At 70.8% G+C, this 14,357-nt stretch carries 18 protein-coding genes; 6 read left to right on the plus strand and 12 right to left on the minus strand.

The annotated features are described in order from the left end of the window. Positions 1-66: 66 nt before the first annotated feature. Positions 67-585, minus strand: coding sequence for a DUF2617 family protein (locus tag ACFQ7Q_RS14485; protein ID WP_383554108.1), 519 nt, complete (start codon positions 583-585; stop codon positions 67-69). Positions 586-893: 308 nt separating this feature from the next. After that, positions 894-1,085, minus strand: coding sequence for a hypothetical protein (locus tag ACFQ7Q_RS14490; protein ID WP_383554111.1), 192 nt, complete (start codon positions 1,083-1,085; stop codon positions 894-896). 94 nt (positions 1,086-1,179) lie between these two features. Between ACFQ7Q_RS14490 and ACFQ7Q_RS14495 the strand changes: the two genes are divergently transcribed. Continuing rightward, positions 1,180-2,355, plus strand: coding sequence for a pyridoxal phosphate-dependent aminotransferase (locus ACFQ7Q_RS14495; protein WP_383554113.1), 1,176 nt, complete (start codon positions 1,180-1,182; stop codon positions 2,353-2,355). On the opposite strand, the gene ACFQ7Q_RS14500 is transcribed toward ACFQ7Q_RS14495, so the two are convergent. The 3 genes from ACFQ7Q_RS14500 to ACFQ7Q_RS14510 all read right to left on the minus strand — a co-directional run bounded on the left by ACFQ7Q_RS14500 (position 2,342) and on the right by ACFQ7Q_RS14510 (position 4,648). Further along, the gene (locus ACFQ7Q_RS14500; RefSeq protein WP_383554115.1) at positions 2,342-3,577 is read right to left on the minus strand and encodes an MAB_1171c family putative transporter; all 1,236 of its coding nucleotides are present in this window, start codon (positions 3,575-3,577) and stop codon (positions 2,342-2,344) included. The two genes, ACFQ7Q_RS14495 and ACFQ7Q_RS14500, sit on opposite strands and share 14 nt — an antisense overlap. Then, positions 3,574-4,104 (minus strand): hypothetical protein, encoded by a 531-nt coding sequence (locus tag ACFQ7Q_RS14505; RefSeq protein WP_383554117.1) that lies wholly within the window; start codon positions 4,102-4,104, stop codon positions 3,574-3,576. The genes ACFQ7Q_RS14500 and ACFQ7Q_RS14505 overlap by 4 nt, the downstream gene beginning before the upstream one ends. Positions 4,105-4,177: 73 nt before the next feature. Further along, entirely contained in the window at positions 4,178-4,648 is a 471-nt protein-coding gene (locus ACFQ7Q_RS14510; RefSeq protein WP_383554119.1) for a hypothetical protein, read from the minus strand. Between the two features lie 66 nt (positions 4,649-4,714). On the opposite strand from ACFQ7Q_RS14510, the gene ACFQ7Q_RS14515 reads away from it, so the two are divergent. Then, positions 4,715-4,903 carry a hypothetical protein gene (locus ACFQ7Q_RS14515; protein ID WP_383554121.1) on the plus strand — a complete coding sequence of 63 codons (189 nt, stop codon included), beginning with the start codon at positions 4,715-4,717 and terminating at the stop codon, positions 4,901-4,903. A gap of 11 nt (positions 4,904-4,914) precedes the next feature. Here the strand turns inward: ACFQ7Q_RS14515 and ACFQ7Q_RS14520 are convergent, their stop codons facing one another. Then, positions 4,915-5,445, minus strand: coding sequence for a YbjN domain-containing protein (locus ACFQ7Q_RS14520; RefSeq protein WP_383554124.1), 531 nt, complete (start codon positions 5,443-5,445; stop codon positions 4,915-4,917). 136 nt (positions 5,446-5,581) lie between these two features. On the opposite strand from ACFQ7Q_RS14520, the gene ACFQ7Q_RS14525 reads away from it, so the two are divergent. Then, positions 5,582-6,016 (plus strand): hypothetical protein, encoded by a 435-nt coding sequence (locus ACFQ7Q_RS14525; RefSeq protein WP_383554126.1) that lies wholly within the window; start codon positions 5,582-5,584, stop codon positions 6,014-6,016. 9 nt (positions 6,017-6,025) lie between these two features. Here the strand turns inward: ACFQ7Q_RS14525 and clpB are convergent, their stop codons facing one another. Further along, the gene (gene clpB / locus ACFQ7Q_RS14530) at positions 6,026-8,611 is read right to left on the minus strand and encodes an ATP-dependent chaperone ClpB (RefSeq protein WP_383554129.1); all 2,586 of its coding nucleotides are present in this window, start codon (positions 8,609-8,611) and stop codon (positions 6,026-6,028) included. A 120-nt stretch (positions 8,612-8,731) separates the two neighbouring features. On the opposite strand from clpB, the gene ACFQ7Q_RS14535 reads away from it, so the two are divergent. Beyond that, positions 8,732-9,145, plus strand: a complete 414-nt coding sequence (locus ACFQ7Q_RS14535; RefSeq protein WP_383554132.1) for a pyridoxamine 5'-phosphate oxidase family protein — start codon at positions 8,732-8,734, stop codon at positions 9,143-9,145. A gap of 146 nt (positions 9,146-9,291) precedes the next feature. On the opposite strand, the gene ACFQ7Q_RS14540 is transcribed toward ACFQ7Q_RS14535, so the two are convergent. Continuing rightward, positions 9,292-9,612, minus strand: a complete 321-nt coding sequence (locus tag ACFQ7Q_RS14540; RefSeq protein ID WP_329118791.1) for a (2Fe-2S)-binding protein — start codon at positions 9,610-9,612, stop codon at positions 9,292-9,294. A 393-nt stretch (positions 9,613-10,005) separates the two neighbouring features. Between ACFQ7Q_RS14540 and ACFQ7Q_RS14545 the strand changes: the two genes are divergently transcribed. Continuing rightward, positions 10,006-10,989: a helix-turn-helix transcriptional regulator gene (locus ACFQ7Q_RS14545; protein ID WP_383554135.1), complete on the plus strand. Its 984-nt coding sequence runs from the start codon at positions 10,006-10,008 to the stop codon at positions 10,987-10,989. A 5-nt stretch (positions 10,990-10,994) separates the two neighbouring features. Next, positions 10,995-11,468, plus strand: coding sequence for a hypothetical protein (locus ACFQ7Q_RS14550; RefSeq protein WP_383554138.1), 474 nt, complete (start codon positions 10,995-10,997; stop codon positions 11,466-11,468). Between the two features lie 58 nt (positions 11,469-11,526). On the opposite strand, the gene ACFQ7Q_RS14555 is transcribed toward ACFQ7Q_RS14550, so the two are convergent. From ACFQ7Q_RS14555 to ACFQ7Q_RS14570, 4 genes are all read right to left on the minus strand, one after another. Then, on the minus strand, positions 11,527-11,982 hold the full coding sequence (locus ACFQ7Q_RS14555; RefSeq protein WP_376434917.1) for a heat shock protein transcriptional repressor HspR: 456 nt from the start codon (positions 11,980-11,982) through the stop codon (positions 11,527-11,529). Positions 11,983-11,986: 4 nt separating this feature from the next. Then, positions 11,987-13,174, minus strand: coding sequence for a molecular chaperone DnaJ (gene dnaJ / locus ACFQ7Q_RS14560; protein WP_383554142.1), 1,188 nt, complete (start codon positions 13,172-13,174; stop codon positions 11,987-11,989). Between the two features lie 30 nt (positions 13,175-13,204). Continuing rightward, complete coding sequence (grpE, locus tag ACFQ7Q_RS14565; RefSeq protein ID WP_376434921.1) at positions 13,205-13,870, minus strand: nucleotide exchange factor GrpE; 666 nt, start codon at positions 13,868-13,870, stop codon at positions 13,205-13,207. Then, positions 13,870-14,357 (minus strand): Hsp70 family protein (locus ACFQ7Q_RS14570; protein ID WP_383554145.1); only part of this gene is annotated, 488 nt, incomplete at its 5' end. The genes ACFQ7Q_RS14570 and grpE, both read right to left, overlap by 1 nt.

The raw sequence follows: 14,357 nt of genomic DNA on the forward strand, positions 1-14,357 counted from the left end.
GCTACGTCACACAACTGTCGCCGCTTGTCACCCACACGAGTGCATCTGAGGCTCCGGGGCGTCGTGTCACAGCGTTGCGGGCATACGAACGCCGATCCGCGTCCTGGTGACGACCAACTGCCCTTCCTGCGGGTACGCATGCCAGGTGCGCCATCGCACCTGGCCCTCGTGGCGCTGCGCCAGCATCGCCGTGAAGGCGTGCGGGGAGCCGGGGAACGTCCCCGCGAGGCCGTTGGGATGGTCGGCGACGAGCGCGAGCAACTCCTGCGCGCGGCCCGCGAACGAGCCGTGGGACAACGTTTCGACACGCGCCGCGAATTCGTACTCCCACGCGCCGAAGCGCTTGGAGACGCCCAGCGGCAGCGGCGTGCTGCTGCCGGGCATGCAGGCGACGGTCTCCGAGCAACTGTGCTCCTTTTCCTCCAGAAGCACCTGATGGGAGGCGCCGAGAAGCCGCAATTGCAGCTTGGCGCCCGTCAGTTCGAGGTCGAGCACGGCGAGGGCGGGCAGCGGCTCGCGCCCGAGTGCCCAGGCCAGATCGGCCGCGCGGGTGTCGGTGTAGGAGGTCTTCAGGGTCGTGAGCATGGGTCGGCTCCGCAAACACGGTTTGACGGGTGGGCCGGGGGCCCCCGGGAAAGGGTTCGACGAGAGTGGGGGATCGTCGGCTCGGGTCCACACACGGTCCCGAGGGCTGTCTCTTTGCAACAGCGAGAGAATCATGGACGTCGAGCGACTCGCAGCGTTTTTACCCAACTTGCAGCGGTTTCCATCCCCTTCGGGGACCCAACAGTTCACTTGTTCAATCAGACTCGATTCCGGCTCCAACGCAGAGGTGCCCGGCGGATGTTGGACCGGCCGGGCACCTGGGTGATCGCGGAGTCGACTGCCCCGTGTCAGTCGCCCCCGCCGCCACCGCCCCCGCAGGACGAGCCTCCCCCGCAGGACGAGCCGCCGCCGCAGGACGAACCGCCGCCGTCCGACCAGCCGCCGCCGCGCCGCCCGCCCCCGCGTCGCGAGCCCTTGACGGACGACGCGATGCCCACCACCACGATCAGGATGATGACTGCGATGATCAGAGCTTCCATGTGTGACACCCCCGTAGGTCTTGTGTGACAGGGGGATGCCCCCCACCGCTCCGGCCCAAAGCGCACTTGAGGAAGTCCAGAGCTTCACCGCAGGATGGCGGGCATGACACGACCGCTGCTCAACCGCCGGCTCGCCGAGTTCGGGACGACGATCTTCGCCGAGATGTCCGCGCTGGCCGTCCGGACGGGGGCGATCAACCTCGGGCAGGGCTTCCCCGACACCGACGGCCCGGAGCAGATCCGGGAGGCGGCGGTCCGGGCCCTGCGCGACGGACGCGGCAACCAGTACCCGCCGGGGCCCGGCGTCCCCGAACTGCGCACGGCCGTCTCCGAGCACCAGCTGAAGCGGTACGGCCTGGCCTACGACCCCGACACGGAGGTCCTGGTCACCGCCGGCGCGACGGAGGCGATCGCCGCCTCCCTCCTCGCCCTCCTCGAACCGGGCGACGAGGTGATCGCCCTGGAGCCGTACTACGACTCGTACGCCGCCTGCATCGCCATGGCGGGTGCCACGCGCGTACCGGTCACGCTCCGCCCGCAGGAGGGCGCGTACCACCTCGACCTGGACGAGCTACGGAACGCCGTCACCGACCGGACGCGGCTCATCCTCCTCAACACCCCGCACAACCCCACCGGCACCGTCCTGACCCGCGGAGAACTCACCGCCGTCGCGGAGCTCGCCGTCGCACGCGATCTGCTCGTCGTCACCGACGAGGTGTACGAGCACCTGGTCTTCGACGACGCCGAGCACGTGCCGATCGCGAGCCTGCCGGGGATGCGCGAGCGCACGGTCACCATCAGCTCGGCCGGCAAGACCTACTCCTTCACGGGCTGGAAGGTCGGCTGGATCACCGCTCCCCCCGCACTGACCAACGCCGTGCGCTCCGCGAAGCAGTTCCTGACCTATGTCTCCTCCGGCCCGTTCCAGTACGCGATCGCCGAGGCGCTGCGCCTGCCCGACACGTACTTCGACGACCTGCGCGCCGATCTGCAGGCCAAGCGCGACCTGCTGAGCGACGGCCTCGCCCAGGCGGGCTTCGAGGTCTACCGCCCGGCCGGCACGTACTTCGTCACCACCGACATCCGCCCCCTCGGCGAGTCCGACGGCTTCGCCTTCTGCCGAGCCCTGCCGGAACGGGCGGGCGTGGTCGCCATCCCCAACGCGGTCTTCTACGACCACCAGGACCAGGGCGCACCGTTCGTGCGCTTCGCGTTCTGCAAGAGGCTCGACGTCCTCGAGGAGGCGGTCTCGCGGCTCAAGCGGCTCTGAGCGGACCGTGCCGGAGCGTGGCGGCGACGCGGAGCACCACGGGGTCCGCGTAGCACCGGGCCACCAGCTCCAGCCGGGCCCCCAGCGCCTCCCAGTCGTCCGGGTCGGGTCCGGGACCGGCGGGCCCGGACGGCTGGGGCACGTACTCCGGCACCGCCGTGGCGTCGGCACCGCAGCATCTGCGGGCGATCGCGCACCGGAGACAGGCCGCCTCCACCGCCGCCTCCAGTCGTACGCCCGTCAGCCCGGCGGAGGCCAGCAGGCGGCCCGCCTCGGCCCGGGCCCCCTCGCCGCAGTAGGGGGCGAGGACGAGCGACCCGTCGCTGATCTCGATGATCCGCCGGTACAGCAGCACATCGGGCGCGCTCGACAGCTCGGGCGGCAGCGGCAGGACGACCTCCGGTACGGCATCCCCGATCGCCTCCCACAGCGGGCGGACGCGGCGCAGGCGGCGACGGCGCCGCCGGCCGCGTGCGAGATCGACCAGCCCCGGCCAGGCGATTCCGGCGACGATCAGGAGCAGCGTGGGGGCCAGCAGGAGCTGCGTGGTCGCGATCACGACGTCGTCGCGGAACAGCCACGAGTCCCGTCGGCCGACGGCCAGGAAGACCGCGCGGTGCGCCGCGTAGGCGAGGCCCACCACGCTGGCCGCGTGCAGGAGCCGGAGCGAGGTCCGCAGCGCGCCCGGCGGGGCCTGGTGCCGGTACCGATGGCACATCAGTCCCGCCTCGGCCATGCCCCAGCCCAGGTAGAGCAGATAGACGCTCCAGTACGCGTAGACCGGTGCCGTGGGCGTCTGCGTCAGCAGATGCGCCTCGGGGTCCGGGCGGGGGCTCAGGAAGAAGGCGCAGGACAGGGCGGCCACCGCCACCGGGAGGGCGAGCGCTCGCCACCGGCCTCTCCGCGGCGCGGCACCCGCTTCCGGGGCGGCCCCGGTGGCCGCCCCGCGGGTGAGCCCGCGGATGAACGCCATCAGACAGGTCGCGGCCGCGAGCGAGAGCAGGTGGATCAGGAGGTTGGTGACGCCCTCCGCACCGGTCGCCGCCTCCAGCGCTCTGCGGATGGCGGGCGTGCCGAGGGTGATGGAGAGGGTGATGAGCGCGATCATGCCGCTGAGCAGCCCGGACCGGCGGTCCCTGGTGAGCGCCCGCCGCGCGGAGTACACGGTCGCGATCCACAGCGGGCCGAGCAGGACCAGATCGAAGGGGCGTATCGCGGTCATCGGCGCGTGTCGGGCGCGAGGATGCGCTGCAGCTCGGACAGCGCCGTGCCGGCTCCGTCGGCCACCGGACCCGTGGTCCGGCGGTGGATCAGGGTGGCGAGCAGCTCCGCCTCGCGCTCCTGCACCTGGGAGTAGTCGGTCCGTCCGCGGGCGAGCAGTCGGCGGACCATGGCGGGGTCGAGCCCGGGGAAGAGACGTTCGAGGCCCGAGGCCGCGCCCTCGCCGGCCGTGCTCCCGTGGTCGAGGAGCAGATGGGCGATCTCATGAAGGATGATGTGCCTCTGGTGGAGCCTGTTCGTGGACGACTCGTAGAAGATGTGGTCCGCGTCCCCGAGGCTGACCAACAGCCCGCACACACCTCCCGATTCACCCGCGCCGGCGGGCAGCGGCGAGAGCGTCAGACCACGGCCGCGCTGCTCGGAGATGGTCCTGCACAGTTCCTCGACGGTCTGCGGGCGCCCCGTTCGCAGACTGCTCAGGATCCGCGCACAGCGTCCGCTGAAGTCCGACCACACGTCGTGGCGCATCGCGCCCCCTCCCCCTAGGGCCCCCGCCCGAGCGCAGTATAGGCAGCCGGGAAGGGCGGTTCACGAGGGCGGATCAAGCGGAACGCGACTCCGGTTCGCCGGCTTCCGAACGGGCCGTACGGGCTGTTTGCGCGGCCTGCTCGACCAGGCTCCGTACGAGGTCGATTCCCTGCGCGGACGAGGTGGCGACGGCCGCCGCCCGCATGGCCACGGCGCGGACGTCGTTGCGCCGCATGGCGCCCAGCAGCGCCAGTTGCGCGACCGTCTGCTCGGCTACGTCGTCGTCGACGAAGTAGGCGACGGGGACGCCGAAGAAGACGGCGATGGCCCGCAGCGTCCCGATGGTCGGGTTGCTGGCCTTGCCGTTCATGAGCATCGAGAGCCGGCCGACGCTCAGGGAGGTCCCTTCGGGGTCGTCGGCGTTCTTGATGCCGTCCACGACCTCCTGCAGCGTGTGGCGCCGGCCCAGCGGCTGGACGTTCTCGAAGAGGTACTCCAGGCGCTCGGCGAGAAGTCGGGACTCCTGGCCTTCCGTGCCGCTCACTGTCGTCCGCCCTCCCCGCACACGTGGTCACGTGGCGTGGGGGAAGTATGGCGCAGCGGGGGCGCCATGGCGAAGGCGGATGGCGCCGAACCCGCCGCCCGGCCCGGGCGACAGGCCAGGACCCGTTCCCGCCGCCCCGGCCCACGCATGACGAAAGCCCGGCCGAGGGCCGCGATCGTGGTGATCACGGCCCTGGCCGGGCTCTCGCTCGGTTACGGGGTGTACGCGCCGACGACGGCGCACACGGCCCTGTGAGGAACCGAGGGCTACTCGCCCTCGGTCTCCTTGTCCTCGGGGGACTCCAGGCCGAACTGCTCCACGAGCCACTTGTCGAACTCGATGGAGGCGCGCACCCAGCTGACGGTGGAGGACACGAAGTGCTCCAGCGCCACGCCGGTGCCGATCAGCATCTGGGCCTCACCGATGAGACGGAGGGTGGCGGAGCCGTCCTCCTCCTCGTGCAGGTGCGTGTACACCTTGGGCCACAGGGTGCGGCGGTTCCAGTCGTCGATCGCGTCGAGAACCTTGGCGCGGTCGTCGGCGGAGTGCGGGCGGTCGTAGAACGTCCGCACCGAGAAGACACGCTGGTCCTCCTCGCCGCGGAACATGAAGTACGTCCGGAACTCCTCCCACGGCGCCGCGAGGTCACCCTCGTCGTCGACGACGTACTTCAGCTCCATCTGGTCCAGGAGCTGCTTGACCAGGTCCTGGTCGGGGACGACGGGGCCCGCCGGTCCTGCTGCCTGAGGCTGGGGCTGGCCCCCGAAATTCGGAATCGAGGACGGGTCGATGCTCACCGTGAATATCCCTTCGTACGGTTGCCGCCATCCTCCCCCATGCCGGGCGGTATGGCGCAAGCCCCGCCTGCCGCGATCCGCTGCGGGCTGACAAGATCTGGTTCCCATGGGGGACAAAGAGCAGTTTGCGAAGCCGGTGAAACCGCGTCCGCGCACCTGGTTCTGGGTGACGGTGCTGGTGTCCTTCCTCTGCGGCGGCCCGATCGCCCTTCTGGTGTGGGCCGGCATGTCCTTCAGCGAGGCCGGCGAGCCGAAGCCGATGGACTGCGGCGAGGCGATGGAGTGGGCCCAGGCGACCATGCCGAAGAGCGCGCGGGACCCGCGGTGCACGGTCAGCAACTGGCTGGACACCCGGGTCAGCGCGAAATTCCGGATGCCGCGCGGCGAGGCCGCGGGGTGGGTGGCCGGCACCTATCCGGGTGGCGAGGTCCGCCCGTACTGCCATACGGACCTGTGCGTGGACGTGCGGGAGCCGACGCCGGAGCCCGGGGGACCGGTGGTCGTGAACGTGACGGTGACGTACGAGGACGGGGACACCGCCCTCGTACTCGTCATGCCGTTCACGGTCTGAGCGGACGCGCTACTGCGCCGCGCCCACGATCAGCCCGTCCTCGAAGCGGTCCACGCGGACCGTGTCGCCGTCGCGGACCTCGCCGGCGAGGATCTCCTTCGCCAGGCGGTCGCCGATCGCCGTCTGGATGAGGCGGCGCAGCGGCCGGGCGCCGTACGCCGGGTCGTTGCCCTCCTCGGCCAGCCAGGCAAGCGCCTCCGGGGTGACCTCCAGCGTCATCCGGCGCTCGGCGAGGCGCTTGGCGAGCCGGTCGATCTGGAGCTGCGCGATCCGCCCGAGCTCGGCCTTGTCGAGGGCGGAGAAGACGACCAGGTCGTCGAGCCGGTTGAGGAACTCCGGCTTGAAGGAGGCCCTCACGACCTCCAGGACCCGCCGCTTCTTCTCCTCCTCGGAGGACAGAGGCTCGACCAGGTACTGACTGCCCAGATTGGACGTCAGGATCAGGATGGTGTTGCGGAAGTCGACCGTGCGGCCCTGGCCGTCGGTGAGGCGGCCGTCGTCGAGCACCTGGAGCAGGATGTCGAAGACCTCCGGGTGCGCCTTCTCCACCTCGTCGAGCAGCACCACGCTGTACGGGCGGCGGCGCACCGCCTCCGTGAGCTGGCCGCCCTCCTCGTAGCCGACGTAGCCGGGAGGCGCGCCGACGAGCCGGGCGACGGAGTGCTTCTCGCCGTACTCCGACATGTCGATGCGGACCATGGCCCGCTCGTCGTCGAAGAGGAAGTCCGCGAGCGCCTTCGCCAGCTCGGTCTTGCCCACACCGGTCGGGCCGAGGAAGAGGAAGGAGCCCGTGGGACGGTCGGGGTCGGCGATCCCCGCGCGCGTACGGCGGACGGCGTCGGAGACGGCCCGTACGGCCTCGGTCTGGCCGATGAGCCGTCGGCCCAGCTCGTCCTCCATGCGCAGCAGCTTCTGCGTCTCGCCCTCCAGGAGGCGGCCGGCGGGGATGCCGGTCCAGGCGCCGACCACGTCCGCGATGTCGTCGGGGCCGACCTCCTCCTTGACCATCGTGTCCTTCGAGACCTCCTGCTCGGCCTCGGACGCCTCCTCCAGCTCGCGTTCGAGCGTCGGGATCTCGCCGTAGAGCAGCTGGGAGGCGGTGTCGAAGTCACCGTCGCGCTGGGCCCGCTCCGCGCGGCCGCGGAGCTCGTCGAGGCGTTCCTTGAGCTCGCCGACGCGGTTGAGGGACTGCTTCTCCTTCTCCCAGCGGGCGGTCAGGCCGCGCAGCTCCTCCTCACGGTCGGCGAGGTCGCGCCGGAGCTTCTCCAGGCGCTGCTTGCTGGCGTCGTCGGACTCGCTCTTGAGCGCCAGCTCCTCCATGCGCAGCCGGTCCACCGAGCGCTGCAGCTCGTCGATCTCGAGCGGCGAGGAGTCGATCTCCATCCGGAGCCGGGAGGCGGCCTCGTCGACGAGGTCGATGGCCTTGTCGGGGAGGAAGCGTGAGGTGATGTACCGGTCGGAGAGGGAGGCGGCGGCCACGAGCGCGGAGTCGGCGATCTGGACCTTGTGGTGGGCCTCGTACCGGCCCTTGAGTCCGCGCAGGATCGCGATGGTGTCCTCGACGCTCGGCTCGGCGACCAGGACCTGCTGGAAGCGGCGCTCCAGGGCGGGGTCCTTCTCGATCCGCTCGCGGTACTCGTCGAGGGTCGTCGCACCGACCATCCGCAGCTCGCCGCGGGCCAGCATCGGCTTGAGCATGTTGCCCGCGTCCATGGCGGAGTCGCCGCCGGCACCCGCGCCGACGACGGTGTGCAGCTCGTCGATGAAGGTGATGATCTGGCCGTCGCTGGCCTTGATCTCGGACAGGACGGTCTTCAGACGCTCCTCGAACTCGCCGCGGTACTTGGCGCCGGCGACCATCGCGCCGAGGTCGAGCGAGACCAGGCGCTTGTCGCGGAGCGACTCGGGGACGTCACCCTTCACGATCCGCTGGGCCAGGCCCTCCACGACGGCGGTCTTGCCGACGCCGGGCTCGCCGATGAGGACCGGGTTGTTCTTGGTGCGGCGGGAGAGCACCTGGACGACGCGCCGGATCTCCTGGTCGCGCCCGATGACGGGGTCCAGCTTCCCCTCCCGCGCGGCGGCCGTGAAGTCCGTGCCGAACTTCTCCAGCGCCTTGTACTGACCCTCCGGGTCGGGTGTGGTCACCCGGCGTCCTCCCCTTGCCTTCTCGAACGCGTCCAGCAGCCTCTTCGCGCTCGCCCGCTGCCCGTCGAGGACCTCGCCCGCCTGTCCGCCCTTGGCGGCCACGCCGATGAGCAGGTGCTCGGTGGAGAGGTACTCGTCCCCGAGCTCCTCGGCCACCTTGGCGGCCTCGGCGATGACGGCGAGCAGCTCCCTGTTGGGCTGCGGCGGCGCGACCGTGGAGCCGGTCACGCTGGGCTGGGCGGCGAGCAGCCGCTCCGCCCCGGACCGTACCGCGGCCTGGTCGGCATCGACGGCCGCGAGCAGGTCGACGATGTTCTCGTTGTCCTGACCGGCGAGCAGTGCGAGGAGCAGATGCGCGGGGGTCAGATCGGGGTGCCCCCCGGACACGGCGCGGCTGGTGGCCGCGTTGATCGCGTCCCGGCTCCTGTTGGTCAGTTCGGCGTCCACGTGCGCTTTCTCCTCCTCGGTGTGCGCTGTACACGGTCTATGACTCGTCCAGCGTACACAAAGTTGAGTCTATTCCGCTCAAGGTGTCGCCCATACCCGTCCCACGGGTAGGTTCCGGGCATGGCGACTGACCCGCGGAACCCGGACGACTCGTACCTCAGCTTCTGGCGCGAGTACCACATGAGCACCCTGACGACCCCGCGCGCGGACGGCACCCCCCACGTGGTGGCGGTGGGCGTGACGTACGACCCCGAGGGCGGCGAGAACGGCATCGCCCGGGTGATCACCAACAAGCACAGCCACAAGGTCGCCAACGTCCTGGCGGCGGGCCCCGAGGGCGCGCGGGTCGCGGTCTGCCAGGTGGACAAGGGGCGCTGGGCGACGCTGGAGGGCGTGGCGCGCATCCGTACGGATGAGGACGTCGTCGCGGACGCGGTGGACCGCTACGCGGCGCGCTACGGCCGCACGCCGGCCCCGAACCCGGACCGCGTGGTCATCGAGATCGCGCTGACGCGGGCCATGGGCCGGGCGTAGCGCCTGCCTCCGTACGAGCTTCCGGCCCGGCTCCCGCACGGGCTCCCGTACCCGGACAGCACAGCGGCGCCATCGCGTTTCAGGTCCGCGATGGCGCCGCTGTGTGGGGGAAGCACCTGAGCGATCTACAACGACGGGGGAACCGCTCAGGCACTGCGGGGGGTGGCGGTGATGGTCTCGGGCTCGAGCAGCTGGTGGTCCCGCTGATCGAGATTGACGAAAATCATGCCGTACCGGATGGCACAGCGAACGGGCTGCGGGGCTCCGCGGGGCCGGCGCAGACACCGGTAGGCGCGAACGTCCTCGTCCTGCTCACGAGCGACGACGATCGGTTCTCCGAAGAGGGTGACCATCAACGAATCGCCACGGTGGGGGATGGCCGTGACGAGATCGATGAAATGCCACCCGGATCGATAGGCCGAAGCCATCTCTCGCCGGAAGACCCGGTCGTCCGGCGGCACGGTCATGCGTCCGCGCCCGCCGGGGAGGAGTCCCACACCGGATCGGCCTGGGCTGCCGGAGAGACGTCCCACACCGGGTCGGTCACACCCGCCGGAGACAGGTCCCACACAGGATCACCGGCCGGGGCGACATCCCACACCGGATCACCGGGAGCGGCGACGACACTGGCAGGAGCGCTGTCCCATACCGGGTCGCTGGTGGCCAGCGCTCCCACTGCCGCCGCCCCTATGAAGACGGAAGCAAGTACCGAGCGAAGCAGTTTTCTGGACATGAGCGGCTTCGACCTCACTTGATGGTTTCCTCTCCCCCGCGTACAAGACGATGGCTCAGTCTTTGCGCTTCCACCACCAGGGCAATGCATCATGTTCCTGAAATACAGGATCCTGGGGGGTGTTCAAATGCCGCAGAACGAACCAGAACCGACACATCCCCACGGTCATGTCGATCTCTGTGCAGCCGGATCGGACTTGTACGCCAGTGCGTTGCGTACCGGGCGAATAACCAGGAGCGAGGCAGAAGCCGCGCCCTGCCTCATGGACCTGGCACTTCTCCACCCCGACGCCGACGACCCCGCATGGCTGCGGCCGGTCCCACCCTCGGCGGCACTGGCCCGGCTCGTCCACCCCCTGGAGCGGGAAATCCAGGAGCGCCGCAGCCTGGCCTTGGGACTCTCCAGCGTTTTCGAGCCGTTCATGGCCATCAGCGCCCAGGACCCCTCGACGACCCACGCGATCACCGTCCTCGAAGGCATCAACCGCATCGACGCCGTCCTCGGCCGCGCCACCGCCGAGTGCTCGCAGGAACTGCTGACCATCCAGCCCGGCGGCGGACGCAGCGAACACACCCTCAACACCGCGCTCCACCGCATCCAGCCGCTCCTCGACCGCGGGGTCCGCGTCCGCACCCTCTACCAGCACACGGCCCGCCACAGCCACGGCATGCAGGTCTACCTGGAACAGGCCGGCATGGACCGGCTCCAGGTCCGGACCCTGGAGGAGTCCATCGAGCGGCTCATCATCATCGACCGCTCGGTGGCCCTGATACCCGCCCGCCAGGACCGCCAAGTCGCCCTGGAACTGCGCCATCCCGGTCTGGTCGAGTACCTCGCGACCGTCTTCGAACAGTCCTGGGCCCGAGCCACCCCCTTCGGCGAGCAGGTGCCCTACGCGCAGACCCAGGACGGCATCAGCGGCATCCAGCGCTCCATCGCCAAGCTCCTCGTCGAGGGCCACGTCGACGAGGCCATCGCCCGTCGGCTCGGCATGAACGTCCGTACCTGCCGCGCCCACATCGCCAAGCTCGCCGCCGCCCTCGGCAGCGGCAGCCGGGCCCAACTCGGCTACCTCATCGCCCAGTCCGGAATTCTGAACCAGGACCGCTGACCACCATGTACGTACAGATCGACCTGGACGACCGGGCCGGAACCCTGCGCGTCTCCGCGCACGGGATGCCGACCGTGGAGCTCGTCCGGGCCCCGGGGACCACTCCCGACCCGCACATCCCCATCGGGACCCGCAAGCGCGACCTGCTCACCCTCACCGTCGACGGCGAGCCCGCCCGCATCCGTCCCTCGCGAGGGCGGCTCCTGCGGCGCTCGTACCGGGTCGACGCCCATGTCGGCGGTGTGCGCTACCGGCTCGTGCCGTGCGGTTACATCGACAGCCGGCTGATCCGGGAAGGACGCCCGCTCGGCACCCTGGAGTCCTCCGGCGACGGCCGCGTCGACGAGGACTGGGCTCCGGGCACCGTGCCCGAGCCCCTGGACCGGGCCGTCGGCACCGCCCTCGCCGCCGCGTTCGGCACCGGCGCCGCGCCCTGGTGGGAGACGCTCGGGGACATCGTCGGCGAACTCATCCCGTAGCCCCGCAACACACGTAGGCCCCCTCCCGTGGGAGGGGGCCTACGCGTCGTGCCGAGAACTACTCGCCGGGCCGCTTGGGGCGCCACACCACCAGCGCGCTCGCCTGCTGCACGTCGGTGTACGGCACCAGGTCCCGCCGGTAGGAGGCGTGCACCTGCGCCTCGCGCTGACGCATCGCCGACGCGGCGCCCTCGACGGCCGCCGACAGCTCGGCGACCCGCTGCTGGAGGGCGGCGACCTGGTTCTCCAGCTCGATGATGCGCTTGATGCCCGCCAGGTTGATGCCCTCGTCCTGCGACAACGCCTGCACCGTACGGAGCAGTTCGATGTCACGGGCCGAGTAGCGCCGGCCCCGGCCCGCCGTGCGGTCGGGCGAGACCAGACCGAGGCGGTCGTACTGCCGGAGCGTCTGCGGGTGCAGGCCCGAGAGCTGGGCCGCCACCGAGATGACGTACACCGGCGTCTCGTCGGTCAGTTCGTACGGATTGCGGCTGCGTCCCGGTCTGCTGTCCATCGGGTCAAGCTCCCTTCGCGGCCTGGAACAACTCTGCCCTGGGGTCCTCGCCCGCCGTCGCCTGACGGTAGGTCTCAAGGGCCTCGCGGGCCTTGTCGTCGAGCTCCTTCGGCACCGCGACCTCCACCGTCACCAGCAGATCGCCGCGCGTACCGTCCTTGCGGACCGCGCCCTTGCCGCGGGCGCGCATGGTCCGGCCGTTGGGGGTGCCGGCGGGCAGCTTCAGCGTGACCGCCGGGCCGCCCAGGGTCGGCACCTTGATCTCGCCGCCGAGCGCCGCCTCGTCGAAGGTGACGGGCACGGTGACGGTCAGGTTGTCGTCCTTGCGGCCGAACACCGGGTGGGCGTCGACATGGACGACGACGTACAGGTCACCGCTCTGGCCGCCGCGCTCGCCCGGCGCGCCCTTGCCCCGCAGCCGGATCCGCTGGCCGTCGGAGACGCCGGCGGGGATACGGACCTGCATGGTGCGGGAGGACTTGGCCCGCCCGCTGCCCTTGCAGACCTCGCAGGGGGTCTCGGCGATCAGACCGCGCCCCTTGCAGTCCACGCACGGGTCGGTGAGCGAGAACGAGCCGCTGCCGCCGCGCGAGACCTGGCCGGTGCCGACACAGGTCGGGCACACACGGGGCGTGCCGTTCTTGTCGCCGGTGCCCGAACAGGCCTTGCAGGGCGCCTGGGAGGACATCCGCAGCGGCACGGTGGCGCCGTCCACGGCCTCGGTGAAGCTGAGCGTCACCTCGGACTCGATGTCCTGACCGCGGCGCGGCTGCGTGCGCGTACCCGCGCCGCCGCCCGCGCCCCGGTTGAACAGTCCGCCGAAGACGTCGCCGAGGCCGCCGCCGAAGCCGCCGGCACCGCCCGGGCCGCCGGGACCCTGGGCACCGCCGAAAAGGTCGCCCAGGTCGAAGTTGAAGTTGCCGCCGCCCGGGCCTCCGGCACGGAAGCCTCCGTTGCCGAAGAGCGCGCGGGCGTCGTCGTACTCCTTGCGCTTCTTGGGATCGCCGAGGATGTCGTTCGCCTCGGAGATCTCCTTGAAGCGCTCCTCCGCCTTGGTGTCGCCCTTGTTGGCGTCCGGGTGGTTCTCGCGGGCGAGCTTCCGGTACGCCTTCTTGATCTCGGCGTCGGTGGCGTCCTTGGGGACGCCGAGAACCTTGTAGTAGTCCTTCTCGACGAAGTCCTTCGTGCTCATCGACGTCCCTCCTCTCGGACGATCTTCGCGCTAGCCCTCTTCGGGGCCACCGCTCTCCTCGTCTGCCGACTTCTCTTCCTTCGCGGCCGGCGTCGCCCCGGGCTGGGGCTCGGCCACCGCCACGCGCGCGGGCCGGATGGTCCGCTCGCCGATCCGGTACCCCGGCTGCAGGATCGCCACGCAGGTCGTCTCGGTGACATCCGGCGCGTACGAGTGCATCAGGGCCTCGTGGATCGTCGGGTCGAAGGGCTCGCCCTCCTTGCCGAACTGCTGCAGCCCCATCTTGGCGGCCACCGTCTCCAGCGACTCCGCCACCGACTTGAAGCCGCCCACGAGCTCGCCGTGGTCCCGGGCCCGACCGATGTCGTCGAGCACGGGCAGAAGCTCCGTCAGCAGGCCCGCGACCGCGATCTCCTTGACGGTGACCCGGTCCCGCTCCACCCGACGGCGGTAGTTCTGGTACTCGGCCTGGAGCCGCTGGAGGTCCCCGGTGCGCTCGGAGAGCGCGCTGCGGACCTGGTCCAGCTGGGCGGTGAGACCTGCGGTCTCGGCCGAGCTCTTGCTGCTTGCGTCCCCGGCCGGGGCCGCCGGGCCCTCCTCCGTGGAGGGGGCCTCGGCGGCATCGGCGGCGTCGTCAGGGGTGGCGCCGGAGGGGACGTCGGGCTGCTCGTCGAAGCCCGGGGTCTCCTCCGTCATCAGACAGCGCCGCCCTTCGGCTTCTCGTCGTCGACGATCTCGGCGTCGACCACGTCGTCGTCGGCCTTGGCCTCGCCCTGCGGGGCGTCGCCGCCGGCCTGGGCGGCCTGGGCGTCGGCGTACATGGCCTGGCCGAGCTTCTGGGAGACGGCCGCGACCTTCTCGGTGGCGGTACGGATCTCCGCGGTGTCCTCGCCCTTGAGCTTCTCCTTCAGCTCGGCGACGGCGGCCTCGACCTCGGTCTTGACCTCACCGGGGACCTTGTCCTCGTTGTCCTTGAGGAACTTCTCCGTCTGGTAGACGAGCTGCTCGCCCTGGTTACGGGACTCGGCGGCCTCGCGGCGGGCGTGGTCCTCGTCCGCGTACTTCTCGGCCTCTTCGCGCATCCGGTTGACCTCGTCCTTCGGCAGCGAGGAGCCACCGGTGACGGTCATCTTCTGCTCCTTGCCCGTGCCCAGGTCCTTCGCGGTCACGTGCATGATGCCGT

Source organism: Streptomyces sp. NPDC056527, from assembly GCF_042794475.1.
GTDB lineage: Bacteria > Actinomycetota > Actinomycetes > Streptomycetales > Streptomycetaceae > Streptomyces.